Source organism: Streptomyces sp. NPDC008086 (genome assembly GCF_042957325.1).
GTDB lineage: Bacteria > Actinomycetota > Actinomycetes > Streptomycetales > Streptomycetaceae > Streptomyces.
Genome location: NZ_JBIBIA010000007.1, coordinates 291,413 through 310,587 on the forward strand (window position 1 = coordinate 291,413; position 19,175 = coordinate 310,587).

Consider the following 19,175-nt stretch of genomic DNA (forward strand, 5'->3'; position numbering starts at 1 on the left):
GGCGGGAAGTCTGAGAATTTCCGAAGAAAACCGGCCCTGGCGTCCCTGCCCGTAATAATTCGGACGTACGTTCCTGCCTGTGACGGGACTTGGGGCGAACCGGCGGGACGCGAACGGGGACGACGGCAGACACGCCGGCCGGCGGTCGAGGGTGCTGAAGACCGCCGGCCTCCTCCTCGCGGGCACCCTGCTGCTGGGCGCGGGCACGGCCGGCTGGGCCTACTGGCACCTGAACGACAACATCAGGAGCGTCGACATCAACAGCGCCCTCGGCGACAACCGCCCACCCAGGGCGCTGACGACACCGTCCCCCTCGGCCTCGGCGTCCCCCCTGCCCACCGGATCCCTGAACATCCTGGTCCTGGGGTCGGACTCGCGCACCGGCGCCGAGAACCAGGAACTCGGCGGCGGCAGCGGCGGCGGGGCCCGCTCGGACACGGCGATGGTGGTGCACGTCGACGCCGGCCGGACAGCGGCGACGGTCGTCAGCATCCCCCGCGACACCCTGGTCACCCGCCCCTCCTGTCCGCTCCCGTCGGGCGGCACCACGCGGGAGGCGTACAGCACCATGTTCAACAGCGCGTACGCCGTCGGCGGCCCCGTCTGCGCGGTGAAGACGGTCGAGTCGCTCACCGGCGTCCGCATGGACCACTACCTGGAGATCGACTTCTCGGGCTTCGCGAAGCTGGTGGACGCGCTGGGCGGTGTCACGGTCACCACGGACGAGGACATCGACGACGAGGACAGCCACCTGACCCTCGCGGCGGGCACCCACCACCTGGACGGCGAGCAGGCCCTGGCCCTTGCCCGCACCCGGCACGGCATAGGCGACGGCAGCGACCTGGGCCGCATAGGCCTCCAGCAGAACCTGGTGAAGGCACTCCTGGACCAGATCTCCGCCACCTCCCTCCTCACCGACCCCGCCAAGCTCTACCGAGTCGCCGACGCCGCGACGGCCGGCCTCACCACCGACACCGGTCTGGACTCCCTGACCGAACTGATGGACCTCGGCCGGAGCCTGCGGGGCCTGACCTCGGATGCCGTGCGGACGGTGACGATGCCGGTGGCACCGGCGCCGTCGGACGGCAACCGGGTGGTGGCGCGGGAGCCGGAGGCGGGAGAGCTGTGGGAGTCGTTGCGATGACAGAAAAAGATCTCCGAAGAAAACCCGGGCAGCGTGTCGATCCGGAGGTCTCCCGTTCGACGCAGGGGTGAGAGGCCGGGAAGGACCCGGTCGCCCAACCCGAGGAGTCACCATGCCGCGCTACCTCTCTCTCGTCCGGATCGACGAGTCCACCGCGCCCGCCGAGGGCCCGAGCCCGGAGATGATGCAGCGCATGGGGGAGCTGCTGGAGGAGATCACCAAAGCCGGGGTGATGCTCGACACCGCGGGGCTCACCCCTTCGGCGCAGGGCACCCGGGTGCACTGGGACGGCGCGAACGTCTCGGTCACCGACGGGCCTTTCACCGAGACCAAGGAGGTCATCGGCGGCTACGCCATCATGCAGTGCAAGGACCGGGCCGAGGCGCTGGAGTGGGCCTCGCGCTTCGTGAAGGTCCACGGCCCGGAATGGCAGGTCACCTGCGAGGTCCGGGAAATCGCCGAGGGCTGAGCCGCCCTCCTTGGATCCACGGCCGTACGGGTGTTGCATGGTGGGCTGTGACCCCGCAGCCCACCGCAGACCCGTACGGCACGATCGAGACCGTCTTCCGCATCGAGTCACCCCGCGTCATCGCCGCCGTCGCCCGCACCGTCCGCGACATCGGCATCGCCGAGGAACTCGCGCAGGACGCGCTGGTCGCCGCGCTGGAGCAGTGGCCGCGCGACGGCGTCCCCGACAACCCCGGCGCCTGGCTCATGGCCGCGGCCAGGCACCGCGCCGTCGACCTGATCCGCCGGCGCGAGAACTACGCCCGCAAGCTCGCGGAGATCGGCCGCGACCTGGAGACGACGGCACCGCCCGAGGAGCCGTCCGACCCCGAGGACATCGACGACGACCTGCTCCGCCTGGTCTTCACCGCCTGCCACCCGGTGCTGTCGCCGGAGGCCCGCATCGCCCTCACGCTGCGTCTCCTCGGCGGCCTGACCACCCCGGAGATCGCCCGGGCCTTCCTGGTCCCGGAGCCGACCGTGGCCCAGCGCATCGTCCGCGCCAAGCGCACCCTGGCGACCAGGAACGTCGCCTTCGAGGTCCCGTACGGCCCCGACCGCGAGGCCCGCCTCGGCTCCGTCCTCGACGTCATCTACCTGATCTTCAACGAGGGCTACGCCGCCACGGCGGGCGACGACTGGCTGCGCCCGGCGCTGTGCGAGGACGCGCTGCGCCTGGCCCGCGTGCTCTGCGGTCTCATGCCGAAGGAGCCGGAGGTGCACGCCCTGACCGCCCTCCTGGAGTTCCAGGCGTCCCGCGCCGCCGCCCGCACCGGCCCCTCCGGCGAGCCAGTCCTGCTCAGGGACCAGAACCGCCGCCGCTGGAACCGCATGCTCATCGCCCGGGGCATCACGGCCCTCTCCCGCGCGGACGCCACGGCCACCGGCGCCCCCGGCCCGTACGCCCTCCAGGCCGCCATCGCCGCCTGCCACGCGCACGCGTACACCTACGAGGACACCGACTGGAAGACCATCGCCACCCTCTACGGCCTGCTGTCCGCGCGTTCCCCTTCGCCCGTCGTCGAGTTGAACCGCGCGGTCGCCGTGTCGATGACGGACGGCCCGGAACCAGCCCTGCGGATCATCGACACGATCGCCGCCGCACCGGCCCTGCGGGAGTACCACCTGCTGCCGAGCGTGCGCGGCGACCTGCTCCTGCGGCTCGGCCGCACGGCGGAGGCGCGGGCGGAGTTCGAGCGAGCGGCGACGCTCACCCGCAACGAGCGGGAGCGGGAGATGCTGCTGAAACGGGCGGCGACCGCCGGGCCGTGAGCAGGGGGCGTGGTGAGAGCCCGGGCGCAGCATCTGCGGGCGCCTGTTACAGCGCCCTCGCCGCCCGGCACAGCACCCTGCGGCGCCCGGCGAGTATCTGCGGAGTCCGGCAGATGACCTGCGGAGCCTGGCAGATGACCTGCGGAGCCTGGCAGAGGACCTGCCGGCGCGGCGCTCGGCACAGCACCTGCGGAGTCCGGCAGAGCATCTGCGGAGCCTGGCACAGGACCTGCGGCGCCCGGCAGAGCATCTGCGGCGCCCGGCACAGCACCTGCGGCGCCCGGCACAGCACCTGCGGCGCCCGGCACAGCACCTGCGGCGCTCGGCACAGCACCTGTGGAGCCTGCCAGAGGACCCGCGCCGCCCCGCACGCCCCCGCGCCGCCCCGCTACACCGGCCGCCCGACCAGCATCGTCGGTGCCCCCGCCACCCGCGTCAGGAACACCGTCGCCGAACGTGGCCCCTGCGGCTTGACCTTCCGGCGTAGTTCCTCCGGCTCGACGGCCGACCCCCGCTTCTTCACGGTCAGGATCCCGACCTCGCGCTCCCGCAGCAGGGCCTTCAACTTCTTGACGTTGAAGGGGAGTTGGTCGGTGATCTCGTACGCGGTGGCGTACGGCGTGACGTGCGGTTCGTCGGCGGTGACGTAGGCGATGGTCGGGTCGATCAGCCCGCCGTCCAGGTCCTCGGCCACCTCGGCGACCAGATGGGCGCGGATGACGGCGCCGTCGGGCTCGTACAGGTATCGCCCGACGGGCCGGACCTCCGGGTCGGGGAGCATGGTGGCGGGGGTGACGTAGATTCCGGCCTGGGCGGGCAGCAGTGTCGCCCGCCGTGCCCCCGGGGTCACGTTCGGGCCGAACCACAGCATGGCCTCCTTCACGTCCCCGCCGTCCGAGACCCACTCCGCCGTCGCCTCCGCGGGGATCGCCTCGTGCGGAATTCCGGGCGCGATCTTCAGCACGCCGAGCGGCGCGGTGCGGGCGGCGGACACCGCCCAGGAGAGCGGTGGGGAGTAGGCCTCCGGGTCGAAGATCCGGCCGCGCCTGGAGGAACGCCGGGCCGGGTCGACGAACACGGCCTCGTACCCGGCCGTGTCGACCTCCGTCACATCCGCCTCGCGCACCTCGATCAGGTCGGCGAGCCCGAGCGCGTCGGCGTTGGCGCGGGCCACCGCACAGGTCAGCGGATCCCGGTCCACGGCCAGTACCCGGATCCCGGCGCGGGCCAGGGCGATCGCGTCACCGCCGATCCCGCAGCACAGGTCGGCGACGGACCGCACCCCGAGCGCCTGGAAGCACTCGGCACGATGGGTCGCCACGCTCGCCCGCGTCGACTGCTCGACCCCGTTCGGAGTGAAGAACATCCGCCCCGCGTCCGCCGCCCCGAACTTCGCCACCGCCCGCTGCCGCAGCCGCGCCTGCCCGAGCGCCGCCGACACCAGTTCGGCGGGGTGCTCGCGGCGCAGCCGGGTGGCGACGGCGAGTTCGTCGGCGGGATCGGTGTCGCGTACGGCGTCGAGGAGGGCGCGGCCCTCGGAGGTGAGGAGCGCGGAGAAGGAGGCGAGGTCGTTCACCGGGCCATTGTCGGCCAGTCGGTGGATGGTCCGCGGCCGGCGGCGGTGTCGGCCGGGGCTCGGGGTGAGTGCCTGCGAAGATCCGGCACCATGCGACTAGTAGTACAAAATGACAAAAGTCACCGCAATGGGGCAGCAGTGAGGCGCCACCGCCGCGGGAGACCCAGACGCCCCGGACGGGCCGGGCATGCCGGGTTCCGCGGCGGAGTGGCCGCACTGGCCGCGGCGGCCATCGCCTCGGCCTGCGCCCCCGCCGGCGCCCCGGGAGGCCCGGGCGGCACCGGAACGGCACGCCCCACGACCGCCCCCACCACCAGCCGACAGCCCCTGAAGGCGCCACCCCCGGCCACCACCGGGACGCCGTCCACCCAGACCCGGCCCACCCACACCCCACCCACCCAGAAGTACCGTTCGGGAAAGTCCGCCCTGGCCGCCCGGGCCGCCGCGGCGAGACGCTGGGGCCTGGCGAGAATCCCCCTCACACCCCCGCCCCCACCCCTCATCAAGCCGAAGGTCACCACCCGCGAGGGCTTCGAGGTCGACGGCCACGAGGAACTGGGCCTCCCGCCGGTCTTCACCACCGTCCCCACCAAGCAGCGGGTCGTCTTCCTCACGATCGACGACGGCGCCGAGAAGGACCCGGCGTTCCTGCGGATGATGAACGACCTGCAGGTGCCGTACACCGCCTTCCTCAGCGACTACCTGATCAAGGACGACTACGGCTACTTCAAGCGCATGCAGCGCGACGGCGTGGCCCTGAACAACCACACCCTCCACCACCCCTACCTCCCCGCCCTCTCCTACCGCCGCCAGCAGTACGAGATCTGCGCGATGCAGGACGTGATCGAGGAGCGCTACGGCAAGCGCCCGCTGCTGTTCCGCCCGCCCTTCGGGAACTACGACCGGGACAGCCTGCGCGCCGCGAAGTCGTGCGGTGTCAAGTACGTCCCGCTGTGGAACGAGGAGGTCTTCGTCGACCACTGGGAGTACCGCGAGTGGGACCAGAGGATCCGACCGGGTGACATCGTCCTCACGCACTTCCGGGGCAGGGACGACTGGAAGGGCACAATGCCGGACATGATCCGCCGGTTCCTGAACAAGGTCACGGCCGAGGGGTACGCGGTGGCCCGGCTGGAGGACTACCTGTGAGGCCGACGCCTGGGCCGCGCGTGCTGGCAGCCGTGGTCCTGGCGTCCACCCTGCTCGCCGGCTGCGCCCGGCCGGCGACGACGGCGGCTCCCGGGGCGGGGCCGTCCGGCGAGGGGTCGTACAGCGCCCGCTCGGCGAAGGGCCCGACCCACACCGCACAGCCCTACCGCCGCTGGGGCCTGACCGCCCCGCTCCCCGCACCGCCCTCGCCGCCCGTCCGAAGACCGCGGCTCCCCGCCCCCGACCCGCTGCCCGTCGTGCGCCGCGTCCCGACCCGCGACAAGGTCGTCTTCCTCACCTACGACGACGGCGCCGAGAAGGACTCCCGCTTCGTCGACATGGTGCGTGAACTACGGCTGCCCGTCAGCATGTTCCTCACCGACAGCGTGGTCGGCCCGGGCTACGGCCACTTCGCGCGCCTGCGCTCGGTGGGCGCGTCCATCCAGAACCACACCCTCGACCACGCCGCCCTGCGCGGCCTGCCGTACGCCGGCCAGCGCGCCGAGATCTGCGGCCAGCAGAACAAACTCCGCGCCCGCTTCGGCATCCGCCCCCGCCTCTTCCGCCCGCCCTACGGCACGTACGACACCACCACCCTCCGCGCGGCAAAGGACTGCGGCATCACGGCCCTCACCCTCTGGCGAGCGGCCATGGAAGCCGACGGCGAGCTCACCTACGCCCACGCCCCCACCCACCTCCGCCCCGGCGACATCGTCTCCGTCCCCTCAGGCGAACCGACGGGCCTCTCCCTGAGAGACCGCACGACGAGGCTGCTGCGCGAGATCCAACGCAGGGGCCTGACGGTAGGCCGCTTGGAGGACTACATCTGACGGAATTCTCCGGCAGGACTTTCGGGCACCGGCCCTGTCCCGTTCAGCCCGTCCGGCGTTTGAGGACGAGGCCGTTCAGGCCGATAAGGGGGGTCTGGGGGCGCAGCCCCCGGGGCGGTCTCGGCAACGCCAGTCACCCGAATTGCGGCTCAGCCAGCGCAGCGAATTAGCAGTCCGCTTGACCGAGTGCTAACCGCCGCCATAGTCTCGGCTCTGGCACTCGGCAGATGAGAGTGCCAACTACGCGACGGGCAGGTCCGGCACCCGCGACGACGGATCCACCTGGTCGCCACCTCAGACAGTTAACCCCGTGAGATCTCCGAAGGGGGAGGTCGGATCGTGACGACCACCAGCTCCAAGGTTGCCATCAAGCCGCTCGAGGACCGCATCGTGGTCCAGCCGCTCGACGCCGAGCAGACCACCGCCTCTGGCCTGGTCATCCCGGACACCGCGAAGGAGAAGCCCCAGGAGGGCGTCATCCTCGCCGTGGGCCCGGGCCGCTTCGAGAACGGCGAGCGCCTGCCGCTCGACGTGAAGGTCGGCGACATCGTGCTGTACAGCAAGTACGGCGGCACCGAGGTGAAGTACAACGGCGAGGAGTACCTCGTCCTCTCGTCCCGCGACGTGCTCGCGGTCATCGAGAAGTAAGTCACCTCAAGCACATTTGCTTGTGAGCTGCGCCCCGGGCCCCCGCCACCTTGTGAAGCCGGGCGTCTGGGGCGCAGTTCGTTTCACCCACGTTTTCCGAGAGGGCTGAACCGCTCCCATGGCGAAGATCCTGAAGTTCGACGAGGACGCCCGTCGCGCCCTCGAGCGCGGCGTCAACAAGCTGGCCGACACGGTCAAGGTGACGATCGGCCCCAAGGGCCGCAACGTCGTCATCGACAAGAAGTTCGGCGCGCCCACCATCACCAACGACGGCGTCACCATCGCCCGCGAGGTCGAGGTCGAGGACCCGTACGAGAACCTCGGCGCCCAGCTGGTGAAGGAGGTGGCGACCAAGACCAACGACATCGCGGGTGACGGTACGACCACCGCCACCGTGCTCGCCCAGGCGCTCGTCCGCGAGGGCCTGAAGAACGTCGCCGCCGGCGCCTCCCCGGCCGCCCTGAAGAAGGGCATCGACGCCGCCGTCGCCGCGGTCTCCGAGGAGCTCCTCGCGACGGCCCGCCCGATCGACGAGAAGTCCGACATCGCCGCCGTCGCCGGTCTGTCCGCCCAGGACCAGCAGGTCGGCGAGCTCATCGCCGAGGCGATGGACAAGGTCGGCAAGGACGGTGTCATCACCGTCGAGGAGTCCAACACCTTCGGCCTGGAGCTGGACTTCACCGAGGGCATGGCCTTCGACAAGGGCTACCTGTCGCCGTACTTCGTGACGGACCAGGAGCGCATGGAGGCCGTCCTGGAGGACCCCTACATCCTCATCAACCAGGGCAAGATCTCCTCCATCCAGGACCTGCTGCCGCTGCTGGAGAAGGTCATCCAGGCCGGTGCCTCCAAGCCGCTGCTGATCATCGCCGAGGACGTCGAGGGCGAGGCCCTGTCGACCCTGGTCGTCAACAAGATCCGCGGCACCTTCAACGCGGTCGCCGTCAAGGCCCCCGGCTTCGGTGACCGCCGCAAGGCGATGCTCCAGGACATGGCGACGCTGACCGGCGCCGAGGTCATCTCCGAGGAGGTCGGCCTCAAGCTCGACCAGGTCGGCCTCGAGGTGCTGGGCTCCGCCCGCCGCATCACGGTCACCAAGGACGACACCACGATCGTCGACGGCGCCGGCAAGTCCGACGCCGTCCAGGGCCGTGTCGCCCAGATCAAGGCCGAGATCGAGAACACCGACTCCGACTGGGACCGCGAGAAGCTCCAGGAGCGCCTCGCGAAGCTGGCCGGCGGCGTGTGCGTGATCAAGGTCGGCGCCGCCACCGAGGTGGAGCTGAAGGAGAAGAAGCACCGTCTGGAGGACGCCATCTCCGCGACCCGCGCCGCGGTCGAGGAGGGCATCGTCTCCGGTGGTGGCTCCGCGCTCGTCCACGCCGTCAAGGTCCTCGAGGGCAACCTCGACAAGACCGGCGACGAGGCCACCGGTGTCGCGGTCGTCCGCAAGGCCGCCGTCGAGCCGCTGCGCTGGATCGCCGAGAACGCCGGCCTGGAGGGCTACGTCATCACCTCCAAGGTCGCCGAGCTCGACAAGGGCCAGGGCTTCAACGCCGCCACCGGCGAGTACGGCGACCTGGTCAAGGCCGGCGTCATCGACCCGGTCAAGGTCACCCGCTCCGCCCTGGAGAACGCCGCCTCCATCGCCTCCCTCCTGCTGACGACCGAGACCCTGGTCGTCGAGAAGAAGGAAGAGGAAGAGCCGGCCGCCGCCGGTGGCCACGGCCACGGGCACGCCCACTGAGCCCAGCGTTCGAAGAAGGCCCCGCTCCTGCGCGTGTGCGCGGGACCGGGGCCTTCCCCTTCGCGGGCTTCACTGACCGAGTACCCCCAGTTGCTCCAGCAGTCCCGCCCGGTCGTAGAGCCAGTGGCTCTCGCAGATCCTGCCCTCCCGGAACCGCTGCCAGGTCATGCCCCGCATGCTCACGTCCTGCCCGGTCGCCGCAATCCCCAGGAACTCGCCCTTGTGGTGGGCGACCCAGGTCCACCGGGTGCACACCTGGTCGTCCTGGGCCATCTGGTCGTCGATCCGGAAGGTGAAGTCGAAGGCGGCCCGCCATCCCTCGTACTGCTCGCGGATCCCGTCCACGCCCTGCACCGGCTGCGGGTACGACGGATCGTGGTCCACGTAGTCCCGGGTGAGGTGGTCACCGATCCGCCCCGGCTCCATCCTGCCCATGGCCTCGAAGAAGGCCCGCGCGGCCCGGACGTTCAGCTGCTCGTCGCGCACCACGTCCAGATCCGTGAACGTGGGCTCCTGGTCACAGAGCGCCACCATCTCCTGGAAGATCCGGTCCGTCTCGGGAAGGTTGGAGTTCCGCATCGCCTCCTCGTACGAGGCGAACTCCACGATCTCGATGAAGTGAGCCGGGTCGGACCGGTCCTTCCCGATGATGTCGTGCGTCGCCGTCCGCTTCCCCTTGGTCTGCTCGACCCACCTGTCCATCAGCCGGTTCATCTCGTCGAAACGGCTGGTCCTGCAGTCGATGAGCTGTACGAAGGTCATGACGCCGTCGCCTCCCGGTCCCCTGATTGCGCCGACTCCGGACTTCGGACGAACAGCACCATTCTCCCCATCGCAGGTGCACCGCGCCTGTCGGCGCTTTGACATCATGACGGGATGCGCAGGTGGGGGAGACAGCGGTCGGTGACCGCCGGACGGGATGTCGGTGTGGCCGTCACCGGTGACCACAACCACATCCTGCTGGCACCGGCCGTGCGCTCGGCGTACTGGGAGCAGGTGCGGCGGATCGCTCCGCCGGAACTGGTGGGCCGGGCAGCCGAGCTGGCCGACCTGGCAGCCTTCTGCACGGCCGACTCCGGACCGACGTACGCCTGGTGGCGAGCCGAAGCCTGGGCGGGCAAGACGGCGCTGATGTCATGGTTCGCGCTGCATCCACCGCGTGGCGTGCGCGTCGTCCCCTTCTTCGTCACGGCTCGGCTGGGCGCACAGAACGATGTGGTGGCGTACGTCGACGTCGTTCTGGAACAGCTGGCGGACCTGGTCGGCGAAGGTCTCCCCGCCCAGCTGACCGAGGCCACCCGCGAGGCGCACCTGCTGCACCTGTACGGCGTCGCCGCCCGGGTCTGCGCGGAGCGGGGCGAGCGCCTGCTCCTCCTGGTCGACGGCCTGGACGAGGACCGCGGTGTCACCACGGGTCCGGATGCCCACAGCATCGCGAGCCTCCTGCCCGCCCGGCCGGAGGCGGGTATGCGCGTCCTGGTCTCGGGCCGCCTGAACCCGCCGCTCCCGGGAGACGTTCCAGGTGATCATCCGTTGTGCGACCCTGTGATCGCGCGGACACTGACGGCCTCGTCGTACGCCCAGGCGATCCGCGCCGAGGCGGAACGCGAGCTGAAGCACCTGATCGCGGCCGGTGGCCTGGAGTACGACCTGCTGGCGCTGGTGACGGCGGCCGGCGGCGGTCTCGCGGCGGAGGACCTGGCCGAGCTGACCGGAGCGGTGCCGTACCGGGTGCGGGATGTGTTGCGTACGCGGGCGGGGCGGACGTTCGGAGTACGGGTGAACGTCTATCTGCTGGGCCATGAGGAACTGCAGGCCCAGGCCCAGGAGATGCTCGGCGCCGCCGAACTCGGCCGGTACCGGGGGAAGTTGCACGACTGGGCGGAGACGTGGCGGGAGCGGGGCTGGCCGCAGGGAACGCCGGAGTATCTGCTGCGGGGCTACTTCCGGATGCTGCGGGCGGGCGGTGACCTGCCCCGGATGATCCGGTGCGGCCTCGACGCCACACGCCAGGAGCGCATGCTGGTGGCCACCGGCGGTGACGCGTCCGCGGTGAACGAGATACACGCCACCGAGGAGCTGATCCTCGAAGGTGGCGCGCACATGCCGCTGGAGTCGTTGCGGCTGGCGATCCGACGGGACCGCCTCGGCGACCGGAGCGCAGGCATTCCGGACTCCCTGCCCCACGCCTGGGCCGTGGCCGGGCAACCGGGCAGAGCCCTCGCGCTGGCCCGCAGTTTCCCGGACGCTCACCGGCGGGGCATGGCCCTGGCCGGCATCGCCCATGTGCTGCTGGAGCGGGAGGACTCCCGGGACGCGGGGTTGGAGCTCGTCCTCGAGGCGGAGCAGGCCGCGCGGCAGAGCGAGAGCCGATTCCACGGCGATGTCGTGTGGTCCCAGGTGATTCTGCTTCTCGTCCGCGCCGGGCTGTACGAGAGAGCGGCGACCGTGGTGCGGGCGGCGGACCCGAGGAGCCTGGGCAGCCATCCTTACGTCACCGTCGTCCAGGCGTGCACGGCAGCCGGCAGGTGGGACCTCGCGGAGGCGTTGGCCCGGGACGCCCCCGACGGTGAGTGCCGCTCGGACCTGGCGATCGTCCTCGTGTCGGCCCGCGCCAGGGCCGGCCGGGTGCCTGAGGCCGAGGCCATGGCCCGCTCCGGCGAACCGACCGCCTGGGCCGCGGGGTTGATCGCCATTGCGTCCGCGCTACGCGCCGCGGGGAGTCATCGACGGGCCGATGCCCTTTGCGCCGAGGTGGAGGCGGCGATCGGCCGAGAGGGTGCCCAGCCCGGCGAGCTGGTGAAACTCCTCGCTCGGGCAGGTGAGTTCGACCGGGCAGAGACGATCGTGGACGCCATGCCGGACGGGGAGAAACGGGCGTGGGCCGTGGCGGAGCTGGTCGAGTCGCTCGCCGAGGCAGGAGAGCTCGACCGGGCCGAGGCGCTGCTCGGCAACCTTCGCCCCGACACACATGTTCACGCGCTTCGGAATGTGTCCTTGGCCCGAGCACGCGCCGGACGCCATGCGCAGGCCGAGGCACTGGCCCGGGCGATTCCCGGGTCCGACGCCGCGGAAGCGCTGTGTTCGGTCGTCGGCGTCATGGCCGAGGCAGGCGAGTACGCCCGGGCCGAAACCCTGGCCCGCACCCTAGACCCGGACTTGAACCGGTCATCCGCCTTCTTTGAGATCGTCAAGGCTCTGGCCCGTGCGGGAGAAGTGGACCGGGCCAGGGCACTCGGTGAAAGTTTCAGCGATCCGGTGGAGTGCGCTCGTGCGCAGGTGGAGGTGGCCACCGCCTTGGCATATCGGGGGCGGCGAACGGAGGCGGTGGAGGCCCTGCTGGACGTCGAGGGCCGGACGCGTGTGCTGAATCCGCCTACGGCCGCCCGTAAAATCGGCAGTGCCGCCAAGGCCCTCGCCGACGCGGGGCACCGACGGGCGGCCCTGAACGTGCTGGACGGGGCCGAGGCGCTGATCGCAGGTCGGCGGACCGAGGCCGGTTCCCTCGCCCGGGCCGAGAGTGTCATGGCATTGCAGGCTCTGGTCTCCGCGTTGGTGTCCACCGGACAGATGGAGAAAGCCGAAGCCATCGCGAAAAGTGTTCCCGCTGATGACGCCTCCGACAATTTTGACCGGAAGGACCTCCTTTCCCGGGTGGTCCAAGGCTGCGCCAGGACAGGTGAGTGGGCACGGGCCGAGGCCGTGATGAGGGCCGAGGCCGAGCTGGATTCCGGCCTTGAGGGAATCGCTCCGTCGCTTGATTCCGCCTTTGCCCGCGGGCTGGTCGAGGCAGGCCACTTCGCACAGGCCGAGGCCCACATTCGTGCGATCACCCGTCCGCGCTGGCTACGGGCATCGGAACTCGGCCGACTGGCCTGGGCGATGGCCGGTGCGAGACGTTCCGAGCAGGCGAGGCTGCTGCTCGATGAAGTGATCGTGATGGAAGACGCCCACCCGACGATGGTGGACATGCGTGTGTGGGTCGAGACCTTGGACGCGGCGGGAGACCGCGCGGCCGCCGAGGCCCTGTTCGAAGAGACGAGGCCGTCGCGCGCCGAGCCGAACGGCTACCTCGCCGAGTGGGAGAGGACTGCCGTCGCCGAGACTCTGTGCGTACTCGGCCGCGTCGAGGAAGCCGTCGAGGAGCTGAACTGTCTCACGGATCAGTACGAGCGAGCCCAAGGGCTTGCGGCACTGGTGGGAGTCCTGGTCGAGTCAGGACAGTTCGTCCGTGCCGAGGATGTGGCGCGGACGATCTCCGCTCCCGGGCCGGCGACAGATGCCTGTGTACGCATCGCGGCCGCGACCACGGACGCCGAACAGGCCCGCCGACTGACCGCCCTCGCCCTGCAGAGCGGCGGCTGGGTGCCGGCCCTGCCGGCTCTGCTGAAGCACACGCCCGAGACGGTGCCGCTCGTGGTCGAGGCGGCCAGTGCGATGAAGGCGGAGTGCCGGCACCGTCACGAACTGCCTACTGCGGCCCGTACTTCCTCCCCGTCCTCGAACTGATCCCCCCGAGCACCCCCCGAGGCACCAACTTCGCCGCCCCCATCAGCACCTTGTACCGAGGATCCGGAATCGACACCGCCCTCCCCCGCGCCAGATCGCTGAGTGCCGCCGCCACCAGCTTGTCCGCGTCCAGCCACATCCACCCCGGAATGTTGTCCGTCCCCATCCCCGCCCGCTCGTGGAACTCGGTCCGCACGAACCCCGGGCACAGCGCCATCAGCCGCACCCCGCTCCCCGCCAGATCCCGCGCCGCGCCCTGCGTGAACTGCACGACCCACGCCTTGGACGCGCCGTACGTCCCGCGTGGCACGAAGGCCGCGACCGACGCGACGTTGACGACGCCGCCGCGCCCCCGCTCCCGCATCCCCTCCGTGGCCGCCGACGTCAGGCGCAGTACGGCCTCGCAGTGCACCTTGAGCATCTTCAGCTCGTCGGCCATGGGGACGTCGAGGTAGCGGCCCCTGTTCCCGAAGCCGGCGTTGTTGATCAGCAGGTCGACCGGGTTCCTGCGGTCACCGAGGCGGGCGGCGACGGTCTCGATGCCGGAGTCCTCGGCGAGGTCGGCCGCCAGCACCTCCGCCTCGATGCCGTGCCGGTCGTGCAGCTCGGTCGCCTGCTCCCGCAGCCGCTTGGTGTCCCGGGCCACCAGGACGAGGTCATGCCCGTCGGCTGCCAGCCGCCGCGCGAACGCGGCGCCGATCCCCGCGGTCGAACCCGTAATCAATGCCGTTGTCATGGCGCAAGGTTAGGGCCCCGGACTGCGCGCCTCCGCTCCCGTCTCAGCCGTGCTCGTGCTCGTGCTCGTGCCCGGACCGGCCCGTCTGCTGCGACGGCGCGTGCGCCCGCTGCCCCTTGTCCACCACCACGAACTGACCCATCATCCCCTCGTCCTCGTGGTACAGCAGATGGCAGTGGTACATGTACGGCGTGTCCGGATCCGCCGGTCCGGTGAAGCGCAGCGCCAGCTTCATGGTCGTCCCGTTCGGCAGGAACACCGTGTCCTTCGGCCCGCGCAGCGCCGCCGGCGGCGCCTCACCGTTCACCTCCGACACCCGGAACTGCACGTCGTGCACATGGAAGTTGTGCGGCATGCCGTTGCTGTTGCGGACCGTCCACACCTCCGTCGTCCCCCGCGTGACCGTCTCGTCGACCCGGTCCATCACCATGGATCGCCCGTTGATACCGGACCGCTTCAGATCGAAGTACCGCCCCCGCACCGCGTCCTTGCCGTCGGGTGCCTCCAGCTCGCCCAGCGCCGCCGGTATCGCGGGTGACGGCCGGAGCTCCCCGGCCGCCCGCAGCTCCAGTACGTCGAAGGAGTCGTCGCCCCCGCCGAACCGCCGGTTCCAGGCGTCCCCGTAGTTGTCCTGCGGGAAGCTGCGCAGCATCACCCGCTCACCCGCCCGCATCCGTACGACGATCTCGGCGCGCTCACCCGGCGACAACTGCACCCGGTCCATGGACTCGGGCCGCTCCAGCAGACCTCCGTCCGTCGCTATGAGCGAGAAGGCGCGGCCGTCCGGGAATCCGAAGGCGTACGTCCGTGCCGTCGAAGCGTTCAGCAGCCGCACCCGTATGAGCTCGTCGCCGACCTCCTTGTAGGGCCGCAGCGTGCCGTTGACCATGGTCTGGTCGCCGAGGAAGCCCACGTTCTGCATGATCTTGTGGCCGCCGGCGAGCTTCACGCCGTCGAAGCGCACGTCCTGCACGATGACCGGCAGGTCGTCCACGCCGTACCGCTCGGGCAGGGCGAGGTCCCTGGACTTGTCGTCGTCGAGGATGAACAGGCCGGCCAGGCCACGCCGCACATGCTGTTCGGTCGCGCCGTGCGGGTGCGGGTGGTACCAGAGGGTCGCGGCGGGCTGGTCCACTTTCCAGTGCGGAGTCCAGGTGCCGCCCGGGGCGATCATCTGGTGCGGGCCGCCGTCCATCCGCGCGGGCAGGTGCATGCCGTGCCAATGCACGCTGGACGCCTCGTCGAGCCCGTTCGCTATGCGCACGCGGACCTTCTCACCGCGGGCCGCGCGCAGGGTAGGGCCGAGATAGGAGCCGTTGAATCCCCAGGTCGGCGTCTTCCGCCCGGCGTTGAACTCCGTCTCGCCCGCCCGCATCCGCAGGTCGAACACGCGGGTGCCGTCCTTGTCCACGGTGGACTCGGCCAGGGGCGGTATCGCCAGCGCGTTGTCGAACGAGGCCTTGCCCACCGTGCTGACGTCGGCGCCGGTCCACAGCCAGGCGAACAGGCCGCCGACCGCCATCGCCACGACCGTGACGACGGAACCCACGATGATGAGGACGCGCTTGAAGCGAGACATGCTTCGAGCATTCTTGATCGCCGCCCCCCGAACATCCGGGTCGTCCCCCGACCCACCCCGGAGCCAACCCGGGCCGCCCGTACGGGGTTTCCCCCTAGGCCCTGCGGCACCTGCCCGACCGGCATCCCCGAACCGCCCTTTGCGCAAGGCCGGCGGGCGGCCGCGGGAGGGGGAGAGACCGGCCCGCGCCGACGCCCCGTCAGGACCCTTACTTCGCCCCGTACTTCCGCGCCTGCTCCAGCAACTCCGGATGCAGCGCCTCCCCGGCCGCCAGCAGTCGCGGCAGCAGCTTCCGCTCGGTCGTGACCGCCCGGAACTGGAGCGCCACCGTCACGTCGTGATCCGGGCGGTGGATGATCTCCAGCGCGTCACCCGCCCGGATCTCGCCCGGCTCGATCACCCGCAGGTACGCGCCCGGCGCCCCCTTCGCCGTGAACCGCTTCACCCACTGCTTCTCACCCATATGGCCCTGGAAGGTGAGACAGGGAATCCGGCCGCTCGTCACCTCCAGCACCACCCCGGACCCGATCCGCCAGCGCTCGCCGATCAGCGCGCCGGACACGTCGAGGCCGGAGGTCGTGAGGTTCTCGCCGAAGCCGCCGTTCGCCAGCGGCCGCCCCAGCTCGCGCTCCCACTCGTCGAGGTCCTCGCGCGCCACCGCGTACACGGCCTGGTCGTCGCCGCCGTGGTGCTCCCGCTTGCACACCGCGTCCCCGGCCAGCCCGCTGCCCCCGATGCCCTTGGGCCCGGGTGCCGCGACCCGCACCGGCCCCGTCACCGGCCGCTTGTCGATGCCGGTCACGGCCTCGGGGTCATCCACGTTCGGCGCGGGCTTCGCGCGGCCCAGGTTCACAGACAGAAGCTTCATGCGGGCACGGTAGGCGACCGGTGGCCAAAGTGTCACCGCAATATTCGGCGATCTCTCCAAGGCCCGCTTATGCTCGGTCCGTGCTCGAAGCCCGTCACCTCCGCGTCCTGCGCGCCGTCGCCGCCACCGGTTCCTTCTCCGCGGCCGGGCGCGAACTGGGCTGCACCCAGCCCGCCGTCAGCCAGCAGATGAAGGCCCTGGAGACGTCCGTCGGCACACCCCTGCTGATCCGCACCGGCCGCGAGATGAGGCTGACCCAGGCAGGCGAGGCCCTGGTGCGGCACGCCGCCGGGATCCTGGCCGGACTCACCGCCGCCGAGGAGGAGGTCGCCGCCATCGCCGGACTGCGCGCCGGCCGCGTCCGCCTCGTCTCCTTCCCCAGCGGCAGCTCCACCCTCGTCCCCACCGCCCTCGCCGCCCTGCGCGCCGCCCACCCCGGCACCCGGGTCTCCCTGGAGGAGGCCGAGCCGCCGAACTCCGTCGAACTGCTGCGCGAGGGCGACTGCGACGTGGCCCTCGCCTTCCGGTACGAGGGTGCCGCGGGCGCGGAGGAGTGGGACGACCTGGTCGTACGCCCCCTGCTGACGGACCGTCTCGTAGGCCTCGTCCCCGAACGGCACCGCCTCGCGCGCACCGCCTCCGCCGGGCCCGTCGCCATCGGCGAACTCGCCGCCGAGCCGTGGATCGCCGGATGCCCGCGCTGCCGGGGACAGCTGATCGAGGTGTGCGCGAGCGCCGGCTTCACACCCCGCATCGACTTCGCCACCGACGACTACCCGGCGGTCGTGGGCCTGGTGGGCGCCGGCCTGGGCGTGGCCGTCCTGCCCCAGCTCGCCGTCGAGTCCGTACGGCCGCGAGGGGTGCGCGTGCTGACGCTGGAACCGGCGGTCCGGCGGGAGATCGTGGCGCTCACGCTGCCCGACCTGGCGCAGGTGCCGGCCGTGGCCGCGACGCTCGACCAGCTGACGCGGGCCGCCGCCCGCTAGCGGAGGAGCCCGCGGCGAAGAGGAGAGGGGAATCCTCGGCGTAGCGGGCGGGGACCCCGGGCGCAGAGAGAAGGGCACGCATGCGCGTGCCCTTACGTGCAGAAACGTTCCTTCAGGTGTGTGGGCCGGCCTCCCCGCTGGTCGTCGACGCTGCCGACACCAGCCGGTTGCGTGCCCGCCCCATGAGCTCCTCGCGCTCGTCCTCGGTCAAGCCGCCCCAGACGCCGTACGGTTCGCGCACCGCCAGCGCATGCGCCGCGCACTGCGCACGGACCGGGCACCTCATGCAGACCTCCTTGGCCGAGTTCTCTCGAGCGCTCCGAGCCGCACCGCGCTCGCCCTCCGGATGAAAGAAGAGCGAGCTGTCCACCCCGCGACAAGCAGCCAGCAGCTGCCAGTCCCACAGGTCCGCGTTCGGTCCGGGAAGGCGGGAGAAATCTGCCATTGCGTGACCCCTTGTAGCCGTTCTGGGCGGATACGGTGTCTACGACCGTACATCTACGATCTAAGAAGATGAAAATATGACTCATTGCGAATCTAGCCCCAAACGCCAGCAAACAGGAAGAAAAAGGGCTGAATGGGGCATGGGTTGTGATGAAAGATTGAGGGTCCGCCGTGCATGTCTGCCCCGTGTCCGCCCCCTCACGTAGAGTGCCGAAGACGGCACATGCCCCCGTAACTCTTTCGAGTGACCGTCGTTGAGAGGGCGGAGGCGGTTGAAGGAACAAGGGCTCGGGCAGGCGTCCGAGACGGTCGACCGCACAGGTGACGATTTCGTACCAGCCTGGAGGCTCAAGGTGACGTGCATCAGCTGCGGAGGGCGGCCATGACATCCGTCCTCGTCTGCGACGACTCCCCGCTTGCCCGAGAGGCGCTCCGCCGCGCGGTCGCGACCGTGCCCGGCGTCGAGCGCGTGACGACGGCGGCCAACGGCGAGGAAGTCCTCCGCCGCTGGGGCGCCGACCGCTCGGACCTGATCCTGATGGACGTACGCATGCCCGGTCTGGGCGGCGTCGAGACCGTGCGGCGGCTGCTGTCCGCCGACCCCGGTGCGCGCATCATCATGCTCACCGTCGCCGAGGACCTGGACGGTGTGGCCCTCGCGGTCGCCGCCGGTGCCCGGGGCTATCTGCACAAGGACGCCTCGCGCGCGGAGTTGCGTGCCACGGTGACGCAGGCGCTGGCCGACCCGACGTGGCGGCTCGCCCCGCGTCGACTGCGGTCCGCGGAGATGGGTGCCGCGCCCACGCTCACCGCGCGTGAGATCCAGGTACTGGAGGGCATGAGCCACGGTCGCTCCAACGCCGAGATCGGGCGCGAGCTGTTCCTCTCCGAGGACACCGTGAAGACGCATGCCCGGCGGTTGTTCAAGAAGCTCGGTGCCTCGGACCGGGCGCATGCCGTGGCACTCGGCTTCCGGTGGGGTCTGGTTCGTTAACCGCCTCACCGAGGGTGCCGCGTTGTGTCGTACGGCGGCCGCGGGTGCGTCGTGGCTGGTCGCGCAGTTTCCCGCGCCCCTTCAGGGGCGCGGGTGCGAGGTCGGCCGAGCAGCTCTGTCGGCGCCCGCTGCTCGTTTCGCGGCGGATGCCGCATCCTTGAGGTGTGGAGTCTCTCGGGGACGAGT

Annotated in this window: 17 protein-coding genes; 10 read left to right on the forward strand and 7 right to left on the reverse strand. The window is 71.0% G+C overall.

The window, feature by feature from the left end; translation table 11 throughout:
• The first annotated feature begins 73 nt into the window (after positions 1 to 73).
• The 3 genes from ACFZBP_RS25930 (at position 74) to ACFZBP_RS25940 (ending at position 2,923) form a co-directional block, all read left to right on the forward strand.
• A complete protein-coding gene (locus tag ACFZBP_RS25930; protein ID WP_391416884.1) occupies positions 74 to 1,144 on the forward strand; it encodes an LCP family protein in 1,071 nt (356 codons plus the stop codon).
• Between the two features lie 112 nt (positions 1,145 to 1,256).
• A complete protein-coding gene (locus tag ACFZBP_RS25935) occupies positions 1,257 to 1,613 on the forward strand; it encodes a YciI family protein (RefSeq protein ID WP_383452342.1) in 357 nt (118 codons plus the stop codon).
• Positions 1,614 to 1,660: 47 nt separating this feature from the next.
• Positions 1,661 to 2,923 (forward strand): RNA polymerase sigma factor, encoded by a 1,263-nt coding sequence (locus ACFZBP_RS25940; protein ID WP_383452344.1) that lies wholly within the window; start codon positions 1,661 to 1,663, stop codon positions 2,921 to 2,923.
• 46 nt (positions 2,924 to 2,969) lie between these two features.
• Here the strand turns inward: ACFZBP_RS25940 and ACFZBP_RS25945 are convergent, their stop codons facing one another.
• Both ACFZBP_RS25945 and ACFZBP_RS25950 read right to left on the reverse strand, forming a co-directional pair.
• Complete coding sequence (locus ACFZBP_RS25945) at positions 2,970 to 3,257, reverse strand: hypothetical protein (protein WP_391416451.1); 288 nt, start codon at positions 3,255 to 3,257, stop codon at positions 2,970 to 2,972.
• 54 nt (positions 3,258 to 3,311) lie between these two features.
• Positions 3,312 to 4,499, reverse strand: coding sequence for a methyltransferase domain-containing protein (locus ACFZBP_RS25950; RefSeq protein WP_391416453.1), 1,188 nt, complete (start codon positions 4,497 to 4,499; stop codon positions 3,312 to 3,314).
• A gap of 90 nt (positions 4,500 to 4,589) precedes the next feature.
• Between ACFZBP_RS25950 and ACFZBP_RS25955 the strand changes: the two genes are divergently transcribed.
• The 4 genes from ACFZBP_RS25955 to groL all read left to right on the forward strand — a co-directional run bounded on the left by ACFZBP_RS25955 (position 4,590) and on the right by groL (position 8,873).
• On the forward strand, positions 4,590 to 5,648 hold the full coding sequence (locus ACFZBP_RS25955; RefSeq protein ID WP_391416455.1) for a polysaccharide deacetylase family protein: 1,059 nt from the start codon (positions 4,590 to 4,592) through the stop codon (positions 5,646 to 5,648).
• On the forward strand, positions 5,645 to 6,478 hold the full coding sequence (locus ACFZBP_RS25960; protein ID WP_391416456.1) for a polysaccharide deacetylase family protein: 834 nt from the start codon (positions 5,645 to 5,647) through the stop codon (positions 6,476 to 6,478). Before ACFZBP_RS25955 ends, ACFZBP_RS25960 begins: the two co-directional genes overlap by 4 nt.
• Positions 6,479 to 6,817: 339 nt before the next feature.
• Positions 6,818 to 7,126: a co-chaperone GroES gene (gene groES, locus ACFZBP_RS25965; RefSeq protein ID WP_013001368.1), complete on the forward strand. Its 309-nt coding sequence runs from the start codon at positions 6,818 to 6,820 to the stop codon at positions 7,124 to 7,126.
• 118 nt (positions 7,127 to 7,244) lie between these two features.
• Complete coding sequence (groL, locus tag ACFZBP_RS25970; RefSeq protein WP_383452352.1) at positions 7,245 to 8,873, forward strand: chaperonin GroEL; 1,629 nt, start codon at positions 7,245 to 7,247, stop codon at positions 8,871 to 8,873.
• A gap of 69 nt (positions 8,874 to 8,942) precedes the next feature.
• Here groL and ACFZBP_RS25975 read toward each other — a convergent pair whose 3' ends face one another.
• Positions 8,943 to 9,635, reverse strand: a complete 693-nt coding sequence (locus tag ACFZBP_RS25975; protein WP_391416459.1) for an ester cyclase — start codon at positions 9,633 to 9,635, stop codon at positions 8,943 to 8,945.
• Positions 9,636 to 9,776: 141 nt separating this feature from the next.
• Here ACFZBP_RS25975 and ACFZBP_RS25980 point away from each other — a divergent pair, with 141 nt between their 5' ends.
• Entirely contained in the window at positions 9,777 to 13,382 is a 3,606-nt protein-coding gene (locus ACFZBP_RS25980) for a hypothetical protein (protein ID WP_391416461.1), read from the forward strand.
• On the opposite strand, the gene ACFZBP_RS25985 is transcribed toward ACFZBP_RS25980, so the two are convergent.
• The 3 genes from ACFZBP_RS25985 to ACFZBP_RS25995 form a co-directional block, all read right to left on the reverse strand.
• Positions 13,345 to 14,118: an SDR family NAD(P)-dependent oxidoreductase gene (locus ACFZBP_RS25985; protein ID WP_383452361.1), complete on the reverse strand. Its 774-nt coding sequence runs from the start codon at positions 14,116 to 14,118 to the stop codon at positions 13,345 to 13,347. The genes ACFZBP_RS25980 and ACFZBP_RS25985 overlap by 38 nt on opposite strands.
• Positions 14,119 to 14,161: 43 nt before the next feature.
• Positions 14,162 to 15,697: a multicopper oxidase domain-containing protein gene (locus ACFZBP_RS25990; RefSeq protein WP_391416464.1), complete on the reverse strand. Its 1,536-nt coding sequence runs from the start codon at positions 15,695 to 15,697 to the stop codon at positions 14,162 to 14,164.
• Between the two features lie 208 nt (positions 15,698 to 15,905).
• Entirely contained in the window at positions 15,906 to 16,565 is a 660-nt protein-coding gene (locus ACFZBP_RS25995) for an MOSC domain-containing protein (RefSeq protein ID WP_391416466.1), read from the reverse strand.
• Positions 16,566 to 16,645: 80 nt separating this feature from the next.
• On the opposite strand from ACFZBP_RS25995, the gene ACFZBP_RS26000 reads away from it, so the two are divergent.
• Positions 16,646 to 17,551, forward strand: coding sequence for a LysR substrate-binding domain-containing protein (locus ACFZBP_RS26000; RefSeq protein WP_391416468.1), 906 nt, complete (start codon positions 16,646 to 16,648; stop codon positions 17,549 to 17,551).
• Between the two features lie 112 nt (positions 17,552 to 17,663).
• Here ACFZBP_RS26000 and ACFZBP_RS26005 read toward each other — a convergent pair whose 3' ends face one another.
• Positions 17,664 to 17,996 carry a WhiB family transcriptional regulator gene (locus ACFZBP_RS26005; protein ID WP_383452370.1) on the reverse strand — a complete coding sequence of 111 codons (333 nt, stop codon included), beginning with the start codon at positions 17,994 to 17,996 and terminating at the stop codon, positions 17,664 to 17,666.
• Positions 17,997 to 18,377: 381 nt separating this feature from the next.
• On the opposite strand from ACFZBP_RS26005, the gene ACFZBP_RS26010 reads away from it, so the two are divergent.
• Positions 18,378 to 18,989: a response regulator transcription factor gene (locus tag ACFZBP_RS26010; RefSeq protein ID WP_003948568.1), complete on the forward strand. Its 612-nt coding sequence runs from the start codon at positions 18,378 to 18,380 to the stop codon at positions 18,987 to 18,989.
• Positions 18,990 to 19,175: the final 186 nt, after the last annotated feature.

Bases quoted from the DNA above. Each gene is read 5' to 3' on its own strand.
- ACFZBP_RS25995 (WP_391416466.1), bottom strand. From the start codon at position 16,565: ATGAAGCTTCTGTCTGTGAACCTGGGCCGCGCGAAGCCCGCGCCGAAC.
- ACFZBP_RS26005 (WP_383452370.1), bottom strand. From the start codon at position 17,996: ATGGCAGATTTCTCCCGCCTTCCCGGACCGAACGCGGACCTGTGGGAC.
- ACFZBP_RS25990 (WP_391416464.1), bottom strand. From the start codon at position 15,697: ATGTCTCGCTTCAAGCGCGTCCTCATCATCGTGGGTTCCGTCGTCACG.
- ACFZBP_RS25975 (WP_391416459.1), bottom strand. From the start codon at position 9,635: ATGACCTTCGTACAGCTCATCGACTGCAGGACCAGCCGTTTCGACGAG.
- ACFZBP_RS25935 (WP_383452342.1), top strand. From the start codon at position 1,257: ATGCCGCGCTACCTCTCTCTCGTCCGGATCGACGAGTCCACCGCGCCC.
- groL (WP_383452352.1), top strand. From the start codon at position 7,245: ATGGCGAAGATCCTGAAGTTCGACGAGGACGCCCGTCGCGCCCTCGAG.
- ACFZBP_RS25955 (WP_391416455.1), top strand. From the start codon at position 4,590: ATGCGACTAGTAGTACAAAATGACAAAAGTCACCGCAATGGGGCAGCA.
- ACFZBP_RS25985 (WP_383452361.1), bottom strand. From the start codon at position 14,118: ATGACAACGGCATTGATTACGGGTTCGACCGCGGGGATCGGCGCCGCG.
- ACFZBP_RS26010 (WP_003948568.1), top strand. From the start codon at position 18,378: ATGACATCCGTCCTCGTCTGCGACGACTCCCCGCTTGCCCGAGAGGCG.